Genomic DNA, 23214 nt, shown 5'->3' with positions numbered 1-23214 from the left:
CCCCTCGATCATCCCCCGCGGAGCGCCGGCGACGGGGCGGGAGCGTGCTCGCGGCCTCCCGGGCGGGCCCTCGCGCGGCGCTCAGGCGGACGTGCGCGCCGCGCGCCGCGCCGCGGCCTCCTCGCGGCGGGTGACGAACTTCGTCGCCTGCTCGTCCAGCTTCGCGAGGAACTGGGCGAGGTCGGTGCGCGCCGCCTCGCCGCGCGGGCCGAGGTCGGTGCGCTCGAAGACCTTCCAGAACCGCAGCACCGGCATGAGCACGTCGTCGTGGTGGAGCTTGAGGTCGTAGATCCCGGCCTTGGCGATCATCATGGACGAGCGGGCGAACCCACTCATGCCTGCCCCCGGCATGGCGAACTGCAGCACCTCGTCGCGCACCGCCTCCATCGTGGCGTCCGGCGCCTGGTCGAAGGCCGCCGCGAGGAGGTTGCGGTAGAAGACCATGTGGAGGTTCTCGTCCTTCGCCACCCGGGCCAGCAGGCCCTCGGCGACGGGGCAGCCGGTCGCCTTGCCCGTGTTGCGGTGGCTCACGCGCGTCGCCAGCTCCTGGAAGGAGACGTAGGCGATCGTCTGGAGCATCGACTTGTCGCCGTTGTCGTAGCCGGCGGCCATGTGCTCCATCCGCAGCCGCTCGAGCTCGACCGGGTCGGTGCCGCGGGTGACGACGAGGTAGTCGCGCAGCGCGATGCCGTGGCGGCCCTCCTCGGCCGTCCAGCGCCCGACCCACTGCCCCCACGCGCCGTCGCGGCCGAAGCTCGTGGCGATCTCGCGGTGGTAGCTGGGGAGGTTGTCCTCGGTGAGGAGGTTGACCACCATCGACGTCCGCGCGACGGGGTCCAGCTTGGAGTCGCCGGGCTCCCAGTCGCTGCCGCCGAGGTAGGCGAAGTTCTGCCCCTCGCTCCACGGCACGTAGTCGTGCGGGTGCCACTCCTGCGTCGCCTTGATGTGCCGCTCGAGGTTCTCCTCGACGACGGGCTCGAGGTCGCGCAGGAGCCGCGACTGCAGTGCGGCGACGGTGTCCGGGTCCTCCGAGGTGGTCACCTACGGAACCGTAACCTACGGTCCCGTAAGTTGCCTGCCCGAGCCGGTTGATAGTCCCCTGGGACGGCTGCCGGGTAGCGTCGGCCGGGCCCCGCCGGGCACCGGGGACCCGGTGCCCGGGCGTCGCCGCGACGCCGCCGGGGCACCTCCCGGCGCGCGCCGGGTGGTCCCCCGTGGTCCAACGGCAGGACGCCGCTCTTTGGAAGCGTGAGGTCGAGGTTCGAGTCCTCGCGGGGGAGCGTCGAGCTCTCGCCGGGGAGCCCGGGGAGGGCGTCGACGAGGCGGCCCGGGGCTCCTCGGGGGGCGGGTAGGGTCGCGGCGTCCCGCCCAGCCCGCCGCGAGGAGCCTGCTCAGTGAGCCGCCCCAGGCCCAGCGCCGTGATCGTCCTCGCCGCGGGCGGGGGCACCCGGATGCGCTCGGCCACCCCCAAGGTCCTCCACGCCCTCGCCGGCCGCACGCTGCTCGGCCACGCGCTGGCGGCGGCGCGCGGCGCGCGGCCGGAGCGGCTCGTCGTCGTCGTCCGGCACGAGCGTGACCTGGTGGCGCAGGCGGCGCGGGAGGCCGACGCCGACGTCCTCGTCGCCGACCAGGACGACGTCCCCGGCACCGGCCGCGCCGTCGCGTGCGGGCTTGACGCGCTGGCCGCCGAGCTCGGCGAGAGCCCGCGCGGCACGGTGCTCGTCACCTACGGCGACGTCCCGCTGCTGGAGCCGGCGACGCTCTCGGGCCTCGTCGCCGAGCATGAGTCCCGGGGCAGCGCCGTCACCGTCCTGACGGCGGAGCCGGCCGACCCGACCGGGCTCGGCCGCGTCCTGCGCGGCGCCGACGGGGGGGTCGAGCGCATCGTCGAGCACAAGGACGCCGACGAGTCCGAGCGCGCCGTCGGCGAGGTCAACACCGGGATCTACGCCTTCGACGCCGAGGTGCTCGCGGGCGCGCTGGCCCGGGTGGGCCGCGACAACGCCCAGGGTGAGGTCTACCTGACCGACGTCCTCGCCGTGGCCCGCGGCGACGGCCTCGCGGTCGCCGCCCTGCCGGTGGCCGACGCCGCCCAGGCCGACGGCGTCAACGACCGGGTGCAGCTGGCCCGCGCCGGCGCCGAGCTGAACCGCCGCCTGCTGGAGCGGTGGATGCGCGACGGCGTCACCGTCGTCGACCCCCCGACCACGTGGGTCGACGTCGACGTCGAGCTCGGCCAGGACGTCCGCCTGGAGCCGGGCACCCAGCTGCTGGCCGGCACCCAGGTCGGGGCGGGCGCCGTCGTCGGCCCCGGCACCACGCTGCGGGGCTGCGTCGTCGGCGCCGGCGCGAGCGTCGTCCGCACCCACGGCACCGACGCCGAGATCGGCGAGGGCGCCACGGTCGGGCCCTTCAGCTACCTGCGGCCCGGCACCCGGCTCGGGGCGCAGGGCCGCATCGGCGCCTACGTCGAGACGAAGAACGCCGTCATCGGCGCCGGCTCGAAGGTGCCGCACCTGTCCTACGTCGGCGACGCCGAGATCGGCGAGCACAGCAACGTCGGCGCGGCGACGGTCTTCGTCAACTACGACGGCGTCGCCAAGCACCGCAGCCGCGTCGGCGACCACGTGCGCATCGGCAGCGACACCATGCTCGTCGCGCCCGTCGAGATCGGCGACGGCGCCTACACGGCCGCCGGCTCCGTCATCGACGCCGACGTGCCGCCCGGGGCCATCGCCGTCGCCCGCGCGCGCCAGCGGGTCGTCGAGGGCTGGGTCGAGCGCCGCCGCGCCGGCAGCCCCGCGGCGCTGGCCGCCGCCCGGGCTCGCGAGGTCGCCGCCGGCCGCGAGACCACCGCCGACCACCCGGTCGGCGGGCAGGGACGTAGCACCACCACCGAGGGAGAGCATCGATGACGGGCATCCAGGCCACCGGCCAGAAGCGGCTGGTGCTCGTCAGCGGGCGGGCCCACCCCGAGCTGGCGGACGAGGTCGCGCAAGAGCTGGGCGTCGAGCTCGTGCCGACGTCGGCCTACGACTTCGCCAACGGCGAGATCTACGTGCGCTTCGGGGAGTCCGTGCGCGGCGCCGACGCCTTCGTGCTGCAGAGCCACTGCGCGCCGATCAACCACTGGCTCATGGAGCAGCTGCTCATGGTCGACGCGCTCAAGCGGGCCTCGGCCAAGCGCACGACCGTCGTCGCCCCGTTCTTCCCCTACGCCCGCCAGGACAAAAAGCACCGCGGTCGCGAGCCGATCTCCTCGCGCCTGGTCTCGGACATGTTCAAGACGGCGGGCGCCGACCGGCTCATGAGCGTCGACCTGCACACGGCGCAGATCCAGGGCTTCTTCGACGGGCCGGTCGACCACCTGTGGGCCATGCCGCTGCTCGCCGACCACGTGGCCTCGCGCGTCGACCGCGACCGGCTGACCGTCGTCTCGCCCGACGCAGGGCGCGTGCGGCTGGCCGACCAGTGGTCGGACCGCCTCGGCGCCCCGCTCGCGATCATCCACAAGCGGCGCGACCCCACGGTGCCCAACCAGGTGAAGGTGCACGAGCTGGTCGGCGAGGTGCAGGGGCGCACCTGCGTGCTCGTCGACGACATGATCGACACCGGCGGGACCATCGTGCAGGCCGCCCAGGCGCTGGTCGACAACGGCGCCGCGGAGGTGCTCGTCGCGGCCACGCACGCCGTCCTGTCCGGCCCGGCCGTCCAGCGGCTGCAGGACAGCCCCGTCAGCGAGCTCGTGACGACCAACACCCTGCCCTTCGACGACGACCACCGCTTCCCCGGGCTGACCGTCCTGTCCATCGCCCCGCTGCTGGCGATGGCCATCCGCGCCGTCTTCGACGAGGGCTCGGTGACGAGCCTCTTCGACGGCAACAGCTGAGCCCGGGTCCGGGCGAGGAGGGAGGGGCGCGGTGCGCCTGACGGCCAAGACGGACTACGCGCTGCGCTCGGTCTGCCACCTCGCCTCCCGTACGGGCGGGGCGACGAGCGACCGCATCTCCTCCGCCGAGGGCATCCCTCAGCGCTTCCTCGAGGCGATCCTGCGCGACCTGCGCCGGGCGGGGCTCGTGACGAGCCGGCGGGGCCCCGACGGCGGGCACGCCCTGGCCGTCGACCCCGAGACCCTCACCGTGGCCGACGTCATCCGCGCGATCGACGGTCCGCTGGCCCTCGTACGCAACCTGCGCCCCGAGCAGCTGGACTACCAGGGCGCCTCGGTGGCGCTCGCCGACGTGTGGGTGGCCCTGCGCGCCAGCGAGCGCGCCATCCTCGAGGCGACGACCGTGGCGATGGTCGTGCGCGACGAGCTGCCCGACGTCGTCCTCGACCACCTGCCCCAGCGCCGGCCGCCGTACGAGATGGGCCTCGACATCTAGCAGCCCGCGCACGGGCCGGCGCGCGGGCGCCGGGTGCGGCCCACCCGAGGTGCCGTGCTGGTCGAGGACCCCTTGACGCCACCTCTGGGATGCTCCACGCTGCATTCCCGACAGACCTGGTCGACTTTGTGGAGTCATCGTGCGCGGATGGATCGTCCTGGCCCTCGTCGGTCTTGCTGCCCAGCTCGTCGACGGCAGCCTCGGCATGGCCTACGGCGTCACGTCGACGACGCTGCTCATCGCCTCGGGCACCTCGCCGGCGCTGGCCTCGGCGTCGGTGCACCTGGCGGAGATCGGCACGACGCTCGCCTCGGGCGTCTCGCACTGGAAGTTCGGCAACGTCGACTGGAAGATCGTCGGCCGCCTCGCCGTGCCGGGCGCCGTCGGCGCCTTCCTCGGGGCGACGCTGCTGAGCAACCTCGCGACGGACGCCGCCGGCCCCTACGTCGCCGGCGTCCTGCTCGCCCTCGGCGTCTACGTGGGCGTCCGCTTCACGACCGGCTCGCTGGTGCGGCGCCCGGGCCGGCTGCGCTCGCGCTTCCTCGCCCCGGTCGGCCTCTTCGGCGGCTTCCTCGACGCCAGCGGCGGCGGGGGCTGGGGCCCCGTCGCGACCCCGGCGCTCCTCGGCTCCGGCCGGGTCGAGCCGCGCAAGGTCGTCGGCTCGGTCGACACCTCCGAGTTCATCGTCGCCGTCTCGGCCAGCGTCGGCTTCCTCCTCGGGCTGGGGACCGCCGGCATCGACCTCGCCATCGTCTCCGCCCTGCTCGTCGGCGGCGTCGTCGCGGCGCCCTTCGCGGCGTGGATCGTCCGGTACCTGCCCGCCCGCGTGCTCGGCGCGGCCGTCGGCGGCGTCATCGTCGTGACGAACTCCCGCACCCTTCTGCGGGCCTTCGACGTCGAGGCAGCGGTGGGCGCCGTCGTCTACCCGGTGCTCCTCCTGCTGTGGTTCGGCGCCGTCGCCTACGCCGTACGCCGCTACCGGCGCGAGAAGGCGGCCGGCACCGACCCGGGCTGGCCGGGCCCCGAGGGCGACGACCTCGAGCGTGCGGAGGTGGGCGCCCGGTCCTGAGGTGGTCGTGAGGTGGCCCGCCGGGCGCCCCTGGCGCGGGCGCGGGGCCCGCGGCACGGCGGCTATGCTCGTGCGGTTGCCTCGGCGAGGGACCGGCGCCGACCCCAGGTCGCGCTCGGCCCGCACTCGACGCGGTGGTCGCCCCGTCGACCATGCGCGCCGCCGGGGCCGCGTGCGGGCCCGGGTTCCCTCGGGCCCGTGCGCCGGACGCCACCGCAGCGGCGGCGCACCGCGTCGTCCCCCGAGATCCCAGGAGCACCCCCATGGCCGACCAGATCCGCCTTGCCGCCGAGGAGCGCACCGAGTTCGGCAAGGGCGCCGCCCGCCGCATCCGCCGCGCCGACAAGATCCCCGCCGTCGTCTACGGCCACGGGCAGGCGCCGCAGCACCTCTCGCTGCCGGGTCACGCGACGATGCTCGCGGTCAAGCGCGAGAACGCCGTCCTGACCCTCGACGTGGCCGGCACGGAGGTCCTCGCCCTCGTCAAGGACGTCCAGCGCGAGCACCGCCGCCGCGAGATCGAGCACGTGGACCTCGTCGTCGTGCGCCGCGGCGAGAAGGTCGAGGTCGAGGTCGCCGTCCACCTCGAGGGGGAGGCCGCCGCCGAGACCGTCGTCACGCTCGACTCCCAGACCCTCCTGCTCGAGGTCGACGCCCTCGCCATCCCCGAGAGCGTCACCGTCTCGGTCGAGGGCGCCGAGGCCGGCACCCTGGTGAGCGCCGCCGACGTCACCCTCCCGGCGGGCGCCGCGCTCGTCACCGACGCCGAGACGCTCGTCGTCAACGTGACGCAGGCGCGCACCGCCGAGGAGCTGGAGGAGGAGCTGAGCGAGGCCGAGGGCGAGCTCGGCATCGAGCGTGAGGCGCCCGACACCGAGGCCGGCGCCGAGCCCGTCGCCGCGCAGGACTGACGCTGGCGCCCTCGCGCTCCCGGGGCTCCTCCGCCGCGGCGGGGGAGCCCTCGGCGTCTCCTCGCCCCGACCCGGCTGCGGCTGCCGCGCCGGGCCCGGCGGCGGACGACGGGCCCTGGCTCGTGGTCGGGCTGGGCAACCCCGGGCCGGAGTACGCCGGGACCCGGCACAACGTCGGGCAGATGGTCCTCGACGTCCTCGCGGGGCGGACGGGCAGCGGCTTCCGCTCGCACAAGGCCCGGGCGGCCGTCGCGCAGGGGCGCCTCGGCGTGCTGGCGGGTGGACGCCCGGGCCCGGCCGTCGTCCTCGCCAAGCCGACGACATACATGAACGTCTCCGGCGGCCCGGTGGCGGGTCTCGCTCGCTTCTTCTCCGTGCCTCCCGAGCGGGTCGTCCTCGTCCACGACGAGCTCGACCTGCCCGGCGACGTCGTCCGCCTCAAGCGCGGCGGGGGGGAGGGCGGCCACAACGGGCTGCGCGACACCTCCAAGGCGCTGGGGACGAAGGACTACGTGCGCGTCCGCGTCGGCATCGGGCGCCCGCCCGGGCGGATGGACCCGGCCGACTACGTGCTGAAGCCCTTCGGGAGCGTCGAGCGCCGGCAGCTGCCCGTCCTGCTGGAGGAGGCCGCCGACGCCGTCGAGCTGGTCATCACCCGCGGGCTCGAGGCGGCGCAGCAGCAGGTGCACGCCCCGCGCTGAGCGCCCCACCCGTCCGGCGGCACGAGGGCGGCCGTCGTCACCCGTGGGGGAGAGGCGAGTGCTCCCTTCGAGTGCTGATGTGGCAGAAGCGCTTACAGAGGGTGGTCGGTCTGGGTAGCGTCGTCCCGGCACGTGCGGCCCCTTCCGGCACGCCGCACCCGACCACACCCCGGAGGCTCCTGATGAGCGCAGAGGCGGATCCTCGCTTCGGCGTCCCGCAGCAGGCACGACACCGCGACGAGGAGACCGAGCGCAGGGGCCACTCCGGCCCGGGCCGGCGGGCGTGGACCGACCGGCACCCCTTCGACCCCTCGGGGGTGGACGGCGGCGACGCCGTGGCCGCCGCCGGCCGCCGCCGGGCCGCCTGGGTCGTCCCGCTGCTGCGCCGCGCGGCCCTCGGTGACGCCCTCGTCGCCGCCGTGGTCGTCGCCGCCGCCCTGGTCTCGCTGCGGGACCTCGGCGTCCTGCTCGCACCGGCCATCGTGGTCGCCGCCGCCCTGGCCGCCGCCGCCCTCTGGGTGGGGATGCTCGCCGCCTCTCGGGCGTACGAGTGGCGCCGCGTCGGTGACGGCCCTGAGGAGTTCACCTCCGTCCTGCGGGCGGCGCTCGTGGTCGTCGCCGCCACGGGGGTCGTCGCCGTCAGCGCCCAGCTGCTGCTGCCGCGCCGCATGGTGCTCGTGGTCGTGCCGCTCGTGGCCGTGCTGACGGTCCTGCACCGCTACCGGCTGCGGAGCTGGCTGAGGGCCCGGCGGCGAGCCGGTTCCACGCCGCCCCTGCGGACTCTCGTCGTCGGCGACGCCGCGGCCGTCGCCCGGGTCTGCGAGGAGATGCGGCGCGCGCCCGAGCACGGCATGGGCGTCGTCGGCGTCGCGGTCCCGTCCACCGGGGACCGGGAGGCCCAGGCGTCCTCAGGACCGGACGCGCCGCCCGTGCTGGGGGTCGTGGCCGAGGTGCCCCAGACGGTCGTGGACCACCACGTCGACGTCGTCATCGTCGTCGGCTCGCACCTGTCCGGGGAGTCGCTGCGACGGCTGTCCTGGGCCCTGGAGCCGACCGGGGCCGACCTCGTCGTCGCCCCGGGGCTCGTCGAGGTGGCGGGGCCGGCGATCCACCTGCGGCCCGCCGCCGGGCTGTCGCTGCTGCACGTCGAGCGGCCCTCCTCGCGCGCCGGACGCCTGCTCGGCAAGGCCGTGCTCGACCGGGTCGTCGGCAGCCTGCTGCTGCTGGGCGCCCTGCCCGTCCTGCTGGGGGCGGCGCTGCTCGTCCGCGTGACCACCCGCGGCCCGGCCTTCTTCGCCCAGCAGCGGGTGGGTCTCGACGGCTCGCTGTTCACCCTCCACAAGCTGCGGACGATGGTCGTCGGCGCCGACCGGATGGTCGACCAGATGACGGGGCTCAGCGACCGTGACGGCCTCATGTTCAAGATGCGCGAGGACCCCCGGGTGACCCCCGTCGGTCGCTGGCTGCGCCGCTTCTCCCTCGACGAGCTGCCCCAGCTGTGGAACGTCGTCCGCGGCGACATGTCGCTCGTCGGCCCTCGCCCGCCCCTGCCGCGCGAGTACGTCGATTACCACGACGAGGTGCACCTGCGGATGCGGGTGCGCCCGGGGCTCACGGGGCTCTGGCAGGTGAGCGGGCGCGCCGACCTCTCCTGGGAGGAGTCGATGCGCCTGGACCTGCGCTACGTCGACAACTGGTCCCTGGCGATGGACGCCACCATCTTGTGGAAGACCGCCCGGGCCGTGCTGAAGAGCTCCGGGGCCTACTAGCCCTGCTCGCCGAGCAGGAGAACGGGTCGGCGTGGCGGGCTCAGCCCGCCCAGGTGGGCAGCAGCCCCCGCTCGCGCGCCTGCGCCACGGTCGGGGCTGCGGCGTCCTTGTCCGACAGCCGCAGGGAGAGCGGCTCGCCCCCGGGCGAGCGTGTCGGCCACGGCAAGGCGAGCTCGGGGTCCAGCGGGTGCACGCCGTGCTCGGCGCCGGGCCGGTAGGGCTGCGAGCACAGGTAGACGACCGTGCTGTCGTCCTCGAGGGCGCAGAAGGCGTGGCCGAGGCCGACGTCGAGACGGACGACGCGCCGGTCGCGCTCGTCCGGCAGCACGGCGTCGCACTGGCCGAACGTGGGCGAGCCCACCCGCAGGTCCACGACGACGTCGAGCACGGCCCCGCGCACGCACGTCACGTGCTTGGCCTGGCCCGGCGGGACGTCGGCGAAGTGGACGCCGGCGGCCGACACCGAGAGGTTGGCCTGCCGGGTCTCGAAGCCGGCGAGGGGGTCGTCGCCCCCCGGGGTCGGGCCCGTAGAAGACCTTGTCGCCGAGAGCCAGCCCGACCGGCCCGCCGTCGAGGAAGGCCTCGCCGATGAGGAGGGCCTGCGCCGGTCCGCCGGGCTCGGGCTGGACGGCGTAGGTGAGCGTGATGCCGAAGCGCTCGCCGTCCCCGAGGGCCCGTCGGAAGCTCGCCGCGTCATGGCGCGTCGTGATGACGAGCACCCCGTCGATGCCGGCGAGCATGAGGGTGGAAAGCGGTTAGCAGATCATCGGCTTGTCGTAGATCGGCACCAGCGACTTGCTGACCCCCGCGGTGATCGGGTGGAGCCTGCTGCCCGTGCCCCCGGCGAGGAGGATGCCCTTCATGCTGGCGATCATGCCGGAGCGCCCTCGGTGGGGGAGCGCCCGGCGCCCGGGCCAGCGCCTGAGACGCAAGTCCGACCATCCCGGTCGAGTGCCTAGGGTGTCATGGCCCCGCCGAGGGCCGTGCCGACCGCACGAACCGCCGCCGGAGCGCGAGAGGACCTGATGACCGACCGTGCGCAGCCCATGCCCGCGGGCCGCTACCAGCTGACGCAGCTGCAGGCGCTCGAGGCCGAGGCGATCTTCATCATCCGCGAGGTCGTCGCGGAGCTGGAGCGGCCGGTGCTGCTCTTCTCCGGCGGCAAGGACTCGATCGTCATGCTGCGGCTGGCGGAGAAGGCCTTCGCGCCGGCGCCCGTGCCCTTCCCGGTGCTGCACGTGGACACGGGGCACAACTTCGCCGAGGTGCTGGCGCTGCGGGACCGGCGCGCCGCCCAGCTCGGCGTGGCGCTGCACGTCGCGAGCGTGCCCGAGGCGCTCGAGCGAGGCCTGGTCACCGAGCCGCCCGACGGCACGCGCAATCGCATCCAGACGCCCGTCCTCCTCGACGCCCTGGAGAAGGGCGGCTACACGGCCGTCTTCGGCGGGGCCCGGCGGGACGAGGACAAGGCGCGCGCCAAGGAGCGGATCTTCAGCTTCCGCGACGACTTCGGCCAGTGGGACCCCAAGAACCAGCGCCCGGAGCTGTGGGGCCTCTACAACGGCCGTATCCACCCGGGCGAGAGCATCCGCGTCTTCCCCCTGAGCAACTGGACCGAGCTCGACATCTGGTCCTACGTCGCCGCCGAGCAGATCGAGCTGCCGAGTATCTACTTCGCCCACGAGCGCGAGGTCTTCGAGCGGGGCGGGATGCTCTTCGGCGTCCACGAGGTCTGCCGCCCGCGTGAGGGCGAGGAGGTCTTCACCGCCCGGGTGCGCTACCGGACCGTCGGGGACGCGAGCCTGACCGCCGCCGTCCGCTCCGACGCCGACACGGTGGAGAAGGTCCTCCAGGAGGTCGCCACGACCCGGATCACCGAGCGGGGCGCCACCCGCGGCGACGACAAGTTCAGCGAGGCCGCCATGGAGGACCGCAAGCGGGAGGGGTACTTCTGATGACCAGCACCGACGAGCAGACCTCGACCGGCCCCGTGATGCGGCGCGAGGCCGACCTGCTGCGCCTGGCGACGGCGGGCTCGGTCGACGACGGCAAGAGCACCCTGATCGGCCGTCTCCTCTACGACACCAAGACGGTCTTCGAGGACCAGATCGAGGCCGTCGAGCGGGCCAGCCGCGCGCGTGGGGACGAGTACGTCAATCTCGCCCTGCTCACCGACGGCCTGCGCGCCGAGCGCGAGCAGGGCATCACCATCGACGTGGCCTACCGCTACTTCGCGACGCCGCGGCGCAAGTTCATCATCGCCGACACCCCCGGCCACACCCAGTACACGCGCAACATGGTCACGGGCGCGTCGACCGCCGACCTCGCGCTCGTCCTCGTCGACGCGCGCAAGGGCTTGGTGGAGCAGTCGCGGCGGCACGCCTTCCTGGCCTCGCTGCTGGGCGTGCCCCACCTCGTGCTCGCGGTCAACAAGATGGACCTCGTCGACTTCTCCGAGGACGTCTTCGAGTCCATCCGCGCCGAGTTCACCGACTTCGCGGCCAAGCTGGAGGTCCCCGACCTCACGGTGGTCCCGGTCTCGGCGCTGACCGGGGACAACGTCGCCTCCCGCTCGGCGCGCACGCCCTGGTACGACGGCCCGAGCCTGCTGCACCACCTCGAGCACGTGCACGTGGCCAGCGACCGCAACCTCGTCGACGTCCGCCTGCCCGTGCAGCTCGTCATCCGGCCCCAGTCCGAGCGCCACCGCGACTACCGCGGCTACGCCGGCCAGGTCTGCGGCGGGGTGCTCAAGCCCGGGGACGAGGTCATGGTGCTGCCGTCGGGGCTCACGACCCGGATCGCCTCGGTGGAGACCGCCGACGGGCCGGTCGAGGAGGCCTTCCCCCCGATGTCGGTCACCGTCCGCCTGGAGGACGAGCTCGACGTCAGCCGCGGCGACATGATCTGCCGTCCGCACAACGCGCCCACGCCCAGCCAGGACGTCGACGCGATGGTGTGCTGGCTCGACGAGACCTCCGCGCTCGTCCCGGGGCGCAAGTACGCCCTCAAGCACACGACGCGCAACGCCCGGGCCGTGGTCAAGGAGCTGCAGTACCGGCTCGACGTCAACACCCTGCACCGGGACGAGGACGCCGACCGGCTCTCGCTCAACGAGATCGGGCGGGTGCGGCTGCGGACGACGACGCCGCTGCTGGCCGACACCTACCGGCGCAACCGCGCGACCGGCGGCTTCGTCCTCGTCGACGAGAGCACCCACAAGACGGTCGCCGGCGGGATGATCACCGCGACGGGGTGACCCACCCACCCCGCTCGAGGTGCTCGACGAGGGCGTCGAGGGCCTCCGTGAGCGGCACCTGCGAGGTGTCGAGCACGAGGTCGGCGTCGGTCGGCACCTCGTAGGGGTCGCTGACGCCCGTGAAGGCGGGCAGCTCGCCCGAGCGCGCCCGCGCGTACAGGCCCTTGACGTCGCGGGCCTCGCACACCTCCAGCGGCGTGCTGACGTGGACGAGGAGCAGGTCGCCCACCTCCTCGACCATCGCGCGGACGGCGGCGCGGCTGCGGGCGTAGGGAGCGATGGGTGCGCAGACGGCGACCCCGCCGTGCCGGGCCACCTCGGCCGCGACATAGCCGATGCGCTGCACGTTGAGATGCCGGGCCTCGGCGTCGAAGCCGAGCCCCGAGGAGAGGAGCCGGCGCACGACGTCGCCGTCGAGCAGGCTCACGGTGCGCTCGCCCGCCGCCACCAGCCTGTCCCGCAGGCCTCGGGCGAGCGTGGACTTGCCCGAGCCCGAGAGGCCGGTGAGGAGCACGACGAGACCGCGCTCCGACCGTGCTGGCCACCGCCGTCGGAGCAGGGCCAGGGCGGACGGCGTCGTGCCCGCAGCGGCCTGGACGTGCCCGGCGCGCAGGTCGGCCACTGCCGAGACCCACTGCTCGTGCGTCTCGGCTGCCGGCACCGTCCACCCGAGCGTGCTGTCGCGCCAGCTGCCCGGGTCGTCGGCAGCGGCCGGCAGGACGACGACGTCGCGGGCGCCCAGCGCACTCGTGACGTGGCGCAGCAGGCGCACGTCAGAGCGGGCGTCCCGCCAGGCCAGGGGGAGGGGCACGAGGTCCTCGGGCCGCACCCCGGCGTCCTCCGCGAGGGCTCGAAGCAGGTGGGCCGGCAGGTCGTCGGGCGTGGCCGAGCCGCTGGGGAGGAGGACGAGCGGTGGGCCCTCGACCGTGCGCAGGGCCGCCAGCAGCCCGGCGGTCGGCGGACGACGCAGGACGACGAGCCTGCGGCCCGACGCCGTCGGTGCCGCCCCAAGAGGGGGCGAGGTCACCCGGAGCTGCCCGCGAAGGACCTCTCCGCGCCGGTCGTCCGCTCGAAGGTCTTCCAGCGCCCCCACCGGGGTGCCCTCCACGTCGACGAGGGTGAGCACCTCCGGTCTGTCCTCCGGCGTCGCCCCGGTGCCGACGAGGACTCCGGTCCCGCCGGTCGCCGAGCACTGCGCGTCGCCGCCGAGCACGACGTCGTCGGGCAGCAGACCTGCGGACACCAGGCGCAGGTCGGCCAGCGCGGCCGGCGCCAGGAGGACGGGAAGCGTCTGCGGGGCGGCCGCTCGCCTCGTCTCGTCCCCCGCTGGAGCGGTGGTTCTTGCCATGTCGTCCCTCTCGCCGCTCGGTCGTCCGGAGCTCGTCTCGTGCCGCCTCGGCTGCCTGTCGCGTCTGGGCGACGCGCGCGCGTCGGACGTGCCCATGGTGGCAGTGGCCGGTGCGCCGACCGGCCGCCGCCCGGAGCCCTGCGGCCTGCGGCCTCACGGACGGTGATGCCGCGCGACCCTCCAGGTCACAGTTGGGCCACACGGGTGCACCTGAGGTCACGAGGCGCCGAAAGAGGAGACGGCTCTGAGGATGCCGGGTTACGGTCTGGTAGACCGAAGGCGGGGGGGCGCCGAACGGCCGGTGTCCGCCGGTGTCCGGACGACGTGCGAAGGAGGTTGGGTCGTCGCATGCGCATCGCGATGGTGGGCACCCGTGGGGTGCCCGCGCGGTACGGAGGGTTCGAGACCTGCGTGGAGGAAGTTGGCGCACGCCTGGTCGAACGCGGCCACCAGGTCGTCGTCTACTGCCGGCGGCCAGCGGACGCGCAGGGGCCTGACCCGGTCGAGCACCTCGGCATGGACCTCGTGCACCTGCCCGCCCTGAAGCGACGGAGCCTGGAGACGCTCAGCCACAGCGCCCTGTCGGTCGGCCACCTCGTCGCGAGGAAGGGCGCCGACGCCGCCCTGGTCTTCAACGCCGCGAACTCCCCGCTCCTGCCCGTGCTGCGCGCCCGGGGCATCCCCGTCGCGACCCACGTCGACGGGCTGGAGTGGAAGCGCGCCAAGTGGGGCGGCGCCGGACGCGAGTACTACCGCCGCGCCGAGTCCCTCGCCGTGCGCTGGTCCGACGCTCTCATCGCCGACGCCCAGGGCATCAGCGACTACTACGCCGCCGAGTTCGGCGCGGCCACGCACCAGATCGCGTACGGGGCTCCTCTCCTCGCGGACAGGCGACCGGAGCTCCTCGGGCCGCTCGGCCTGGAGGCCCGTGGCTACCACCTCGTCGTGGCGCGCTTCGAGCCGGAGAACCACGTCGAGCTGGTCGTGCGTGCCTACGTGGCCAGCGCGGCCCGACGCCCTCTCGTCGTCGTCGGGTCCGCCCCCTACGCCGACGCCTACACGGCGTCGGTGAGCGCGTCGGCCGACGACCGGGTCCGGCTGCTGGGCGGGGTCTGGGACCAGGACCTGCTCGACCAGCTCTACGCCGGTGCCTTCACCTACCTGCACGGCCACTCCGTCGGGGGGACCAACCCCTCCCTGCTGCGCGCCATGGGCGCGGGAGCGCCGACGACGGCCTTCGACGTGTCCTTCAACCGTGAGGTGCTGCGCGGCGCCGGGGAGTACTTCGCCGACGCGGAGGAGCTCACCCACCTGCTCGAGGCCGGCGAGGCCGGGGCGGACCGCACACGCGCCCGGGGCGAGGCCGCGCGGGAGCGGGCCCGCGACTACGACTGGGACTCGGTGGCCGACTCCTACGAGATGCTGTGCCGGCGGCTCGCGACCCGCGACTTCTCGACCGACCGCCCCAGCGGACGACGCCGGGTCGCCGCCGACGCCAGCAAGCGCGAGGAGAAGGTGGTGGTGTGAGCGGCGTGGACACCAGGCCCCGGACCTCACCGCGCGAGAGCTACAGGGACGTCGTCGCCCGTCTCGCCGCCGCGCAGAAGAGCGGCCGCGGAGCCCCGGCCTACTCGCGCTACGTCAACCGTCGGCTGGGGCGTCACCTCGCCGCGGCGGCCTACCTCACGGGCCGGACGCCGACGCAGGTGACCGCCGTCAGCGCGGTCGCCACCGGGTCGGGCATCGCCGTCCTCGCCCTCGGCCCGAACGCATGGTGGACGGGTGTCGTCGTGACGGCGCTGCTCGTCCTCGGGTACGCGCTCGACGCCGCTGACGGCCAGCTCGCCCGCCTCCAAGGGGGCGGGACGCTGGCGGGGGAGTGGCTCGACCACGTCGTCGACTCCGTGAAGATCTCCGCGCTGCACCTGGCCGTGCTCGTGCACCTGCACCACGTCGCCGGGCCGGAGGGGGCGTTGGCGCAGGCCTGGCTCCTCGCTCCGCTGCTCTTCACGGTCGTGGCCGCCGTCTCCTTCTTCGCCCAGATCCTCAACGAGCAGTTGCGCCGTGCCGCGAGCGGCTCGGGCACGAGCCGCTCGAGCGCGTCACCGCTGGTCTCGCTGCTCAAGGCGCCCACCGACTTCGGCGTCCTGTGCGGCGTGCTGCTGCTGCTCGGGGCCGTGCAGGTCTTCGCCGTCGCCTACTCGCTGCTGGCGCTCGCGAGCGCCGGGTACCTCGCCCTCGCCCTGGGCCGGTGGTACCGGGAGATGCGCTCCTACGACGCCGAGCGAGCGGTCCGTTGACGCCGACACGGCTCCTCGGCCGGCTGGCCGCGGCCACGCTCGTCGGCGCGCTGCTCGCCGGATGCTCCGCCGGGCAGGAGCCGGCGGAGTCGCCCACGGACGGCGCGTCAGCGGGTGTCTCCGGGCATGGCACGCCCGACCAGGGCTCGACGGCGTCCGGCGGGACAGGTGGCTCCGGGGCCGCCGGCAGCGGTGACGCCGGGGGCTCCGCGCAGGGCACGGCGGGCCCCGGGGCAGCAGACCCCGGGGGGGCTCCTCCGCCCGCCGAGGACCTGCCGGATCCCGTGGCCACGGAGACGCTCCCGTCCGTGCCGGTCGGGCAGGACGCGCCCTTCCGCAGCGGTCTGGTGGCACGTGTCACGGCTGTCGAGGAGGCCGACGTCGAGGCCCGGGGTCCCGGGGAGACCTCGGGACCGGGCCGGCTGGTCCGGCTGGAGCTGGAGAACGGCTCCGCCGGTGACGTCGACCTCGCCGGTGTCACCGTCCTCGCCTTCGGGGAGGACGGCTCCTCGGTGTCCCCGATCTCGGGACGCCCGACGGACCCGGTCCAGGGCGTCCTCGCGCCGGGGGAGAGCGCCAGCGGCACCTACGCCTTCACCACGCCACCGGACGTGCCGCTACGCCTGGAGATCTCCCAGAACGCCCAGCCCGACATCGCCGTGGTGGAGCAGTAGGACGATGGTCTGGTCCGCCTGGGTGAGCCCGGTGCGGACCTGAGGCAGACCGGCTAGCCGTAGGGCACCTGTGGCTAGCCTCATCAGTGCCCCTGCGCCCGCACCGGGTGCGGGGGGAGCCGCAGCCCCGTCCGGGGCGCCGACGAGAGGCCACTGCCATGCGCGAGGTCGTGGGATACCTGCCCGGCGCCTTCGACATGTTCCACATCGGGCACCTGACGATCCTGCGGAGGGCTCGCTCGGCCTGCACCCGGCTCGTGGTGGGCGTCGTGACCGACGACGTCATGGTCGCCTCCAAGGGCAAGGCGCCTGTCATCCCCTTCGAGGAGCGCCTGGAGATCGTGCAGAGCATCACGGGCGTCGACGCCGCCGTCGCCGACACCTCCAGCGACAAGACCGTCGCCTGGCGCAAGAGCCCTTTCGACGTCCTGTTCAAGGGCGACGACTGGAAGGGCACGCCGAAGGGCGACCGGCTGGAGGGAGACATGGCGGCCCTGGGCGTCGAGGTCGTGTACTTCCCCTACACGACCCAGACCTCCAGCACCCTGCTGCGCCGGTACATCGCCGCTGACTCGTGAGCTCGACCTCGACAGACGGAGGCTCCGCCGCGACGGTCCGCGAGCAGGGCAGGCCCGCTCCCGCTCGCCTGCGCCGGCTGGTCCGCACGGGGCGCAGCGCCTCGGGCGCCGTCGTGGCGCAGCTCGCCCAGGCGGCCGCCAGCCTCGTGCTGCAGGTCGTGGCCCTGCGTGCGCTCGGCGCCGAGGGCCTCGCCGTCTTCGCCCTCGTCTACAGCGGGCTCGTGCTCGTGACGGCGCTCTCCAGCGGCCTCGTCGGCGACTCGCTGACGGTCCTGGACCGTCGTGACCCGAGGGTGCGCTCGGGGCTGCTGGTCGTCGCCCTCGTCGTCGCCGTCGGCAGCGCCGCCCTGACCGTCCTCGTGGTCAGACCTGCCGGCCTGCTGGAGCCGGGGCCCGCGATCGTCGCCGCCGCCGCGGTGCTGCTCTTCCTCCTGGAGGACCTGGGCAGGCGCTGGCTCATGGCGGCCCTGCTGTTCTGGCGCGTCGTCGCCGTCGACGCGGCCAGCCTCGTGGTCGCCGTCGCATGGCTCGTCGTGCGCTCCGAGGACCTCGTGATGGCAGACCTCTTCGCAGCGCTCGCGCTCGGGCAGCTCAGCGGGCTCCTCGTCGCCCTCCTCTGCCTGCCTCGGCACGAGCGGAGCGGCCCGCTCGCGTGGCGCACCGCCGACGTCGCCGGTGTCCTGCGCTTCGGCGCCTGGCGGGCTGCGCAGCAGGCGGTGCGTCCGGGGACGCTCATGCTCGTGCGCGTCCTCGTGGTCGCAGCGCTGGGGACGGCGGCCGTCGGGCAGCTGGAGGCCGCGCGGCTCTACGCAGCACCCGCGATGCTGGTCCTCGCCGGTGCCGCCTCGTTCCTCTTCGCCTCCTACGCCTCACGGCGCTCCGTCGGTCTCGACCGGCTGCTCGCCGCGGCCGACCGGGGTGCCGCGGCGCTGGTGCTCTCCGCGCTGGGAGCCGGTGCGGTGGCCGTGCTGCTGGTGCCCTCGGTGGGGCCACTGCTGACCGCGAGCCAGTTCTCCCTCGACGTCGCCGCCGTCGCCGGCTGGTGCTTGTACGCGGCGGCGTCGGCCAGCCTCACCCCCTACGCAAGCCTCGCGGCCGTGCGGGGTCGGCACGTCGCGGTCCTCGTCCTGCGGCTGGGCGAGATGCTCCTCACGCTCGGTGCCGTCGCCGTCCTGCTCTTCGCCGTCGGCGTCGGTGCCGCGTGGATGCCGCTGGCCCTCGTCGGCGGTGCGGTGGGCAGCGCCGTGGTGGCTCGGCAACGGCTCCTGCTGCCGCTCGTCGCCGCGCAGCGGCGCGAGGCGGCAGAGCAGACCTCGCGGGGGGCCGTCGGATGAGGGCCCCCGTCGTCGACCGTCGCCGGCGGACGCCGGCCGACGCGGTGACCTCCTGGTGGGCCCGCTGGTGGGTCGCCACCTGCGGCGTCGCCCTCGTCCTCGCCAGCGACTACGACTGGAGGACGCGCCCACCGGGCGAGGCCACCGGCGGGGCCCTCGACCTCGCCGTGCTGGTGGAGATCGCCGTGTACGGGGCGGTCGGCGCCTACCTCGTGCTCGTCCACGCCGACCCGCCGAGGATCGTGCGGCTGCCCCTGCAGCTCGGGCTGCTCCTCGGCTACGCCGGCCTCGTCGTCCTGTCCGTCAGCTACACCCCCTACGTGCTGTACGCCGGTGTGCGCGCCGTGCAGATGCTCGTGCTGGTCGGCCTGGGCCTCGCCCTGGCGACGCGGGCGAGCACGGCGCACGCGCACCGCTTCGCCCACGCCTTCCTCGTGCTCGTCGCCCTGTCGACGGTCTACGGCGTGCTCGTGCCCTCACCGCCCGCGAACCGCCTGCAGGAGGGGCGCTTCACCTGGCTCGCCATCCACCCGACGGTCTCGGGCGTGCTCTCCGGGCTCGCCGTCGTCGTCGCCGTCGCCTACCTCAGCGCCGGGCGGCGCCCTCGCGGAGGGCCGCAGTGGCCGATCCCGGTGTATGCGCTCCTGCTGCTCGTGGTCGGTGGTGCCCTGCTCGGTACCCAGACCCGCGGTGCCGTCCTCGGGGCCCTGGCCGCCGGTGTCGTCGTCACCGTCTCGCTGCAGACCGGGCGGGCGCTCGTGGACTGGCTGCTCGCGGCCGTCGTGCTCGGCAGCGGCCTCCTCCTGGCCGGCAGCGCCGTCGCCGCCGACTACCTCGCCCGGGGAGAAGATGCTTCCCAGCTGGCGACGCTCAACTCGCGGACCATGCTCTGGGAGGTGGCCCTGGCCGCGGTCCGCGAGCAACCTCTGTGGGGCTACGGCACGACGGCCTCACGGATGATCTTCTACGAGGAGACGGGGCTCGGCGGCGGGCACAACGCCGTCGTCAACGTGCTCGTCGAGCTCGGCGTCGTGGGTCTGCTCGTGTGGGCCGCGCTGGTCGTCGTGCTCGTCCTGCGCGTGCGTGCCCTGCCCCGCGCCGCCGGGCGCGGGCTGTCCGTCGACCGCTCCGTGGTCCTCGGCGTCGTGGCCTTCCTCATGGTCGACGGCGTCGTCTACGAGGGCGCCGGGGCCGTGGCCAACGTCGCCATCACGTGGCTCGTCCTCTGCGTCGGCTGGTCCGTGGCCGCCGAGCGCGAGGCCCGCACCGGCACGCCCGCCGCCGCCGGCGACCGGCCCTGGCCGACACCCTCCCGGAGCGCACGTGGCTGAGGTCACCGTCCTGGTCACCAACCCGGGGGCAGAGCTCTACGGCTCCGACCGGATGCTCGTGGAGAGCGTGCGGGCCTTCGCCGGACGGGGCTGGCGCGTCGTCGTCACCCTGCCCGCACCGGGACCTCTCGCGGCAGCCCTGGTGGACGCGGGCGCGGACGAGGTCACGGTGTGCCCGACCCCGGTGCTGCGGCGGGCCGTCCTCTCCCCCCGGGGTGCGGTAGGCCTGGCGCGCGTCGCGCTCAGGTCGCTGCGACCGGCGACGGCCCTGCTGCGGCGGGTCCGGCCCGACGTCGTCTACGTCAGCACCGTCACGACGCCGGCCTGGCTCCTCCTCGCGCGGCTCGCGCGGGTACCCGTCGTGGCCCACGTCCACGAGGCGGAGTCGTCGGTCCCGCGGCTGGTGCGCACCGGGCTGAGCGCCCCCCTGCTGCTGGCGCGCCGGGTCCTCGTGAACAGCCAGTTCGCCCTGGGCGTGGTGCAGGGGAGCGTGCCCTCGCTCGGCCGTCGCTGCGAGGTCGTCTACAACGGGGTCGCGGGGCCGCCGGTGGTGACGGCGGCGCGCGAGCAGCTCGACGGGCAGGTCCAGCTCCTCTACGTGGGTCGGCTGTCGGCCCGCAAGGGGGTCCGTGACGTCGTGGACGCCGTGGCCGTCCTCGCCTCGCGAGGGGTCGACGCCCACCTCCGCCTCGTCGGTGCGTCCTTCGCGGGCAACGAGTCCTACGACGAGGAGCTGCGCCGCGCGGTCGAGGGCGCAGGCCTGCAGGCGCGGGTCACCTTCTGCGGCTTCGACCCCGACGTCTGGCCGCACCTCGCACGCGCGGACGTCGCCGTCGTCCCCTCGCGGCTCGACGAGCCCTTCGGCAACACGGCCGTCGAGGCGCTGCTCGCCGCCAGGCCGCTGGTGGTCACCGCGACCAGCGGGCTCCTGGAGGCGTCCGCGCTCGCACGCTCGGCCCACCGCGTGCCCCCCGGCGACGTGGAGGCGCTGGCGGGTGCGGTGCACGAGGTCGTCACCGACTGGTCGGCGCAGCGGCAGCTGGCCGCGGACGACGCCGTCCGGTACGCCGAGGCGTTCTCGCCTGCGGCGTACCGGACGGCGGTGGCCGGTGCGGTGGCGGCGTGCGTGCCACCGCACCGGCGCGCATGACCGGCTGAGCCTCTCAGCTGTCGAAGGCGCCCAGCCGCTTGGCCGACGTGGGCTGGTTGACCAGGCCCGCGATGTCGGACGGCAGGCCGACGGCCCGGCTGTGGCTCGGCAGGGTCGCGGTCGGGGTGCCCTTGGCGTCGACGACGGCCGCGCCGGTCATCAGGACACCGCCCTTCTCGCGGCCCGTCGCGGACGTGAAGGGCCCGAGCTCGGTGAAGACCTGCGGGTTCCCCGGGCCGCGCGACCACACGACGGCCCACGTCGGGGCGGTCCTGCTCGCCCGGTTGTAGACGTTGGCGTCAGCCGTCACGCCGATCTGCTCGGCGCTGCGCTCCTTGGAGTAGTCCTCGACGCACAGCAGGCAGTTGCCCGACCGGGGGTTGGCCACGACGTTGTTGTGCACGCTGACGGGCCCGAGCACCCAGGTCATCGTCGGGTCCGGGTAGGGCCGGCGCGGGTTGTGCCCGGGCGTGCTGCGCTGGCTGGCGCGCCGGCCGTCCTGCACCAGGTTGATGCTCCGACCGTTGCCGGTGAAGGTGTTGTTCCAGATCTTGACGTCGCTGGTGTTGTTGACCTTGACGCCGTCGCGGCCGTTGTTCGCCACGACGTTGTCCGCGAAGACCGCCTTGGCGGACAGCTCGAGCGAGGTCCCGTGGCCGACGTTGTCCCGCATGTCATTGCTCACGACCTTGACGTCGTACACGGACTCGTCGAGCCACAGGCCAGGTCCTCGGTTGCCGAGGAAGGCGCTGTTCTTCACCGTGATGCCCCGGCTGCGGGCGATCTTCAGACCGCCCGAGACGGGCGACATGTTGAACCGCTCGACGTTGTTGCCCTCCGAGCGGAGCCCGTCGACGACGAGTCCGTCGGAGTAGGTGGCCGTCATGCCGAGCAGGCCGCTGCGGGCGATCGTCACGTCCCGGACGTTCGCCGCGGTCGAGGCGATCGCGATCCCGGTGGTCGCCGAGTCGAGCACCGCGAGGTTCTCCAGCGTCACCTTGGGCTGCTCGACCGTGAGGGCTCCCATGTGGGGGACGGACGGTGCGTAGCGACGGACGCCGAAGCCGCGGAGCACGGTGCCGGCCGACCGGACGTTGATGACCTGCTGCAGGTCGCTGACGCGGACCTCCTTCCCGCGCGGGTCGGTGCCGAGGTGCATCACGTCACCCGCCCGGTCGAGGTAGAAGGAGCCGGGTGTCACCTGGGAGAGGGACCCGACCTGCTTCTGGGCGACCCCGTCGACCCACACCTGGTCGGGGTGGGCAGCCATCGGGTAGCTCGGGTCGACGAAGCGCCAGCCCGACGCGGCGCCAGCCTCGCTCGCGCCCCAGGTGTAGGTGGGGGAGGCGTCGAAGTCGGGCGTCCACGGCGCGGTCCAGGCGCTGCCGCGCTGGCTCCAGCTCGACACGACCCGGCTGCCGTCGAACCACACCTGCTCACCGGGCCAGGACTGGATGGTCAGCTGCTTGCGGATGGCGACGGACTCGTGGTAGCTGCCTGCGCGCAGGACGACTGTGGCGCCCGAGGGTGCCGCGGCGATCGCGCGGGCGACCGTCCTGAAGGGGGCGCTCGCGGTCCCGGCGGCCGAGTCGTCGCCGTTCGGGGCCACGACGACGGCGTTGGCGGGCACGGGGTACCGGGTGGAGCCGACCTCCGTGCCGGCGCTCGCCGCCTCGCGCCCCTCGGTGGGGGCCGGGGCCGGCGGGGCCGGCTCGGGTGCGGGGGCCGGCGGGACCGGGGCGGGGGCCGGCGGGACCGGGGCTGGGACCGGGGCGGGCGCCGGCTCGGGGGCGGGGGCCGGCGGCGCCGGGGCAGGTGCCTGGACGTCCAGGCAGGTGGCGGCGAAGTTGTCGGCGAGCACCTCGGCCTTCGCGGCGTCTCGGGTGGAGAGGGTCGAGAAGCCGACCGAGCCGGCCCCGGTGAGCCGGGCGCCGCTGGAGTCCTTGGTGGAGACCTGCCAGTCCGGCACGGCGGCGCCGCGGACCCAGGACCTCGCCCGCAGCGTGACGGGGTCGGAGCCGGTCACCCGGCTCTCGACGCGGTACCACTGGCCGGCGCTGAGGCGGCCGACGGAGGTCGGGGGCGCCAGCTGGGTGAGGGTGCCGTCGGCGGCCCGGCGGACCAGCTCGAGGACGGCGGCCCCGTCGGGAGAGACGTGCACGCGGGCCTGGTAAGAGGCCATCGTGCTCGTCTGGCGCAGGACGACGGCGGTGGTGAGGCGACCGCGGGTCGGGAGGGCCGGGACGGCGAAGGTCGTGCCGACGACGGTGTCGACGGACGTCGCCTCCTGCAACCACGCCGAGCGCGTCGCCCCCCCGAAGGGGAGGGACACGGTGGCGACCTCCGGGCCGACGCGGAAGTCCTTGGGAGTTCCGAGGGTGTAGGCGCCGCCGACGGGGGAGGTG

At 74.7% G+C, this 23214-nt stretch carries 19 protein-coding genes, 1 tRNA gene and 2 pseudogenes; 17 read left to right on the top strand and 5 right to left on the bottom strand.

The window, feature by feature from the left end; all coding sequences use genetic code 11:
• Positions 1-81: 81 nt before the first annotated feature.
• Positions 82-1041 (bottom strand): acyl-ACP desaturase, encoded by a 960-nt coding sequence (locus WDV86_RS00120; protein ID WP_339565558.1) that lies wholly within the window; start codon positions 1039-1041, stop codon positions 82-84.
• Between the two features lie 167 nt (positions 1042-1208).
• Here WDV86_RS00120 and WDV86_RS00115 point away from each other — a divergent pair.
• The 8 genes from WDV86_RS00115 to WDV86_RS00080 all read left to right on the top strand — a co-directional run bounded on the left by WDV86_RS00115 (position 1209) and on the right by WDV86_RS00080 (position 8835).
• A tRNA-Gln gene (locus WDV86_RS00115) sits at positions 1209-1280 on the top strand.
• A gap of 114 nt (positions 1281-1394) precedes the next feature.
• On the top strand, positions 1395-2915 hold the full coding sequence (gene glmU, locus WDV86_RS00110; RefSeq protein WP_339565557.1) for a bifunctional UDP-N-acetylglucosamine diphosphorylase/glucosamine-1-phosphate N-acetyltransferase GlmU: 1521 nt from the start codon (positions 1395-1397) through the stop codon (positions 2913-2915).
• The gene (locus tag WDV86_RS00105; protein WP_339565556.1) at positions 2912-3889 is read left to right on the top strand and encodes a ribose-phosphate diphosphokinase; all 978 of its coding nucleotides are present in this window, start codon (positions 2912-2914) and stop codon (positions 3887-3889) included. The genes glmU and WDV86_RS00105 overlap by 4 nt, the downstream gene beginning before the upstream one ends.
• A 31-nt stretch (positions 3890-3920) precedes the next feature.
• Positions 3921-4385, top strand: coding sequence for an RrF2 family transcriptional regulator (locus WDV86_RS00100; RefSeq protein WP_339565555.1), 465 nt, complete (start codon positions 3921-3923; stop codon positions 4383-4385).
• Between the two features lie 139 nt (positions 4386-4524).
• Complete coding sequence (locus tag WDV86_RS00095; RefSeq protein WP_339565554.1) at positions 4525-5454, top strand: sulfite exporter TauE/SafE family protein; 930 nt, start codon at positions 4525-4527, stop codon at positions 5452-5454.
• A gap of 263 nt (positions 5455-5717) precedes the next feature.
• Positions 5718-6365, top strand: a complete 648-nt coding sequence (locus WDV86_RS00090) for a 50S ribosomal protein L25/general stress protein Ctc (protein WP_339565553.1) — start codon at positions 5718-5720, stop codon at positions 6363-6365.
• Between the two features lie 122 nt (positions 6366-6487).
• Positions 6488-7066 (top strand): aminoacyl-tRNA hydrolase, encoded by a 579-nt coding sequence (pth, locus tag WDV86_RS00085; RefSeq protein ID WP_339565552.1) that lies wholly within the window; start codon positions 6488-6490, stop codon positions 7064-7066.
• A 182-nt stretch (positions 7067-7248) separates the two neighbouring features.
• Positions 7249-8835: a sugar transferase gene (locus WDV86_RS00080; RefSeq protein ID WP_339565551.1), complete on the top strand. Its 1587-nt coding sequence runs from the start codon at positions 7249-7251 to the stop codon at positions 8833-8835.
• A 40-nt stretch (positions 8836-8875) separates the two neighbouring features.
• On the opposite strand, the pseudogene WDV86_RS00075 reads toward WDV86_RS00080, so the two are convergent.
• A pseudogene (locus WDV86_RS00075) lies at positions 8876-9325 on the bottom strand (dTDP-4-dehydrorhamnose 3,5-epimerase family protein); the annotation flags it as partial.
• Positions 9326-9341: 16 nt separating this feature from the next.
• Positions 9342-9698: pseudogene (locus WDV86_RS00070) on the bottom strand (sugar phosphate nucleotidyltransferase); the annotation flags it as partial.
• 183 nt (positions 9699-9881) lie between these two features.
• On the opposite strand from WDV86_RS00070, the gene cysD reads away from it, so the two are divergent.
• Both cysD and WDV86_RS00060 read left to right on the top strand, forming a co-directional pair.
• A complete protein-coding gene (gene cysD / locus WDV86_RS00065; RefSeq protein ID WP_445262883.1) occupies positions 9882-10790 on the top strand; it encodes a sulfate adenylyltransferase subunit CysD in 909 nt (302 codons plus the stop codon).
• The gene (locus tag WDV86_RS00060; RefSeq protein WP_339565549.1) at positions 10790-12094 is read left to right on the top strand and encodes a sulfate adenylyltransferase subunit 1; all 1305 of its coding nucleotides are present in this window, start codon (positions 10790-10792) and stop codon (positions 12092-12094) included. The genes cysD and WDV86_RS00060 overlap by 1 nt, the downstream gene beginning before the upstream one ends.
• Here WDV86_RS00060 and cysC read toward each other — a convergent pair.
• Complete coding sequence (gene cysC, locus WDV86_RS00055; RefSeq protein WP_339565548.1) at positions 12078-13442, bottom strand: adenylyl-sulfate kinase; 1365 nt, start codon at positions 13440-13442, stop codon at positions 12078-12080. The two genes, WDV86_RS00060 and cysC, sit on opposite strands and share 17 nt — an antisense overlap.
• Positions 13443-13790: 348 nt before the next feature.
• Between cysC and WDV86_RS00050 the strand changes: the two genes are divergently transcribed.
• The 7 genes from WDV86_RS00050 (at position 13791) to WDV86_RS00020 (ending at position 20809) form a co-directional block, all read left to right on the top strand.
• Positions 13791-14969, top strand: a complete 1179-nt coding sequence (locus WDV86_RS00050) for a DUF1972 domain-containing protein (RefSeq protein WP_339565547.1) — start codon at positions 13791-13793, stop codon at positions 14967-14969.
• 5 nt (positions 14970-14974) lie between these two features.
• Positions 14975-15742, top strand: coding sequence for a CDP-alcohol phosphatidyltransferase family protein (locus WDV86_RS00045; RefSeq protein WP_339565546.1), 768 nt, complete (start codon positions 14975-14977; stop codon positions 15740-15742).
• 284 nt (positions 15743-16026) lie between these two features.
• Positions 16027-16416 carry a DUF4232 domain-containing protein gene (locus tag WDV86_RS00040; RefSeq protein ID WP_339565545.1) on the top strand — a complete coding sequence of 130 codons (390 nt, stop codon included), beginning with the start codon at positions 16027-16029 and terminating at the stop codon, positions 16414-16416.
• Positions 16417-16574: 158 nt separating this feature from the next.
• Positions 16575-16994 (top strand): adenylyltransferase/cytidyltransferase family protein, encoded by a 420-nt coding sequence (locus WDV86_RS00035; protein WP_339565544.1) that lies wholly within the window; start codon positions 16575-16577, stop codon positions 16992-16994.
• On the top strand, positions 16991-18328 hold the full coding sequence (locus WDV86_RS00030) for a hypothetical protein (RefSeq protein WP_339565543.1): 1338 nt from the start codon (positions 16991-16993) through the stop codon (positions 18326-18328). Before WDV86_RS00035 ends, WDV86_RS00030 begins: the two co-directional genes overlap by 4 nt.
• Positions 18325-19659 (top strand): O-antigen ligase family protein, encoded by a 1335-nt coding sequence (locus WDV86_RS00025; protein WP_339565542.1) that lies wholly within the window; start codon positions 18325-18327, stop codon positions 19657-19659. The genes WDV86_RS00030 and WDV86_RS00025 overlap by 4 nt, the downstream gene beginning before the upstream one ends.
• Positions 19652-20809: a glycosyltransferase family 4 protein gene (locus WDV86_RS00020; RefSeq protein WP_339565541.1), complete on the top strand. Its 1158-nt coding sequence runs from the start codon at positions 19652-19654 to the stop codon at positions 20807-20809. Before WDV86_RS00025 ends, WDV86_RS00020 begins: the two co-directional genes overlap by 8 nt.
• 13 nt (positions 20810-20822) lie before the next feature.
• Here WDV86_RS00020 and WDV86_RS00015 read toward each other — a convergent pair.
• On the bottom strand, positions 20823-23214 hold a 2392-nt coding region (locus WDV86_RS00015; protein ID WP_339565540.1), incomplete at its 5' end, for a right-handed parallel beta-helix repeat-containing protein.

This window comes from Pseudokineococcus sp. 1T1Z-3, assembly GCF_037482365.1.
Lineage (GTDB): Bacteria > Actinomycetota > Actinomycetes > Actinomycetales > Quadrisphaeraceae > Pseudokineococcus.
Note: the sequence above shows the minus strand (reverse complement) of the source record. Positions and strands in the feature narration are given on the sequence as shown.

Coding starts and splice junctions, on each gene's coding strand:
- cysD (WP_445262883.1), top strand. CDS start 9,882: ATGCCCGCGGGCCGCTACCAGCTGACGCAGCTGCAGGCGCTCGAGGCC.
- WDV86_RS00035 (WP_339565544.1), top strand. CDS start 16,575: ATGCGCGAGGTCGTGGGATACCTGCCCGGCGCCTTCGACATGTTCCAC.
- WDV86_RS00050 (WP_339565547.1), top strand. CDS start 13,791: ATGCGCATCGCGATGGTGGGCACCCGTGGGGTGCCCGCGCGGTACGGA.
- WDV86_RS00090 (WP_339565553.1), top strand. CDS start 5,718: ATGGCCGACCAGATCCGCCTTGCCGCCGAGGAGCGCACCGAGTTCGGC.
- WDV86_RS00060 (WP_339565549.1), top strand. CDS start 10,790: ATGACCAGCACCGACGAGCAGACCTCGACCGGCCCCGTGATGCGGCGC.
- WDV86_RS00105 (WP_339565556.1), top strand. CDS start 2,912: ATGACGGGCATCCAGGCCACCGGCCAGAAGCGGCTGGTGCTCGTCAGC.
- cysC (WP_339565548.1), bottom strand. CDS start 13,442: ATGGCAAGAACCACCGCTCCAGCGGGGGACGAGACGAGGCGAGCGGCC.
- WDV86_RS00080 (WP_339565551.1), top strand. CDS start 7,249: ATGAGCGCAGAGGCGGATCCTCGCTTCGGCGTCCCGCAGCAGGCACGA.
- WDV86_RS00025 (WP_339565542.1), top strand. CDS start 18,325: ATGAGGGCCCCCGTCGTCGACCGTCGCCGGCGGACGCCGGCCGACGCG.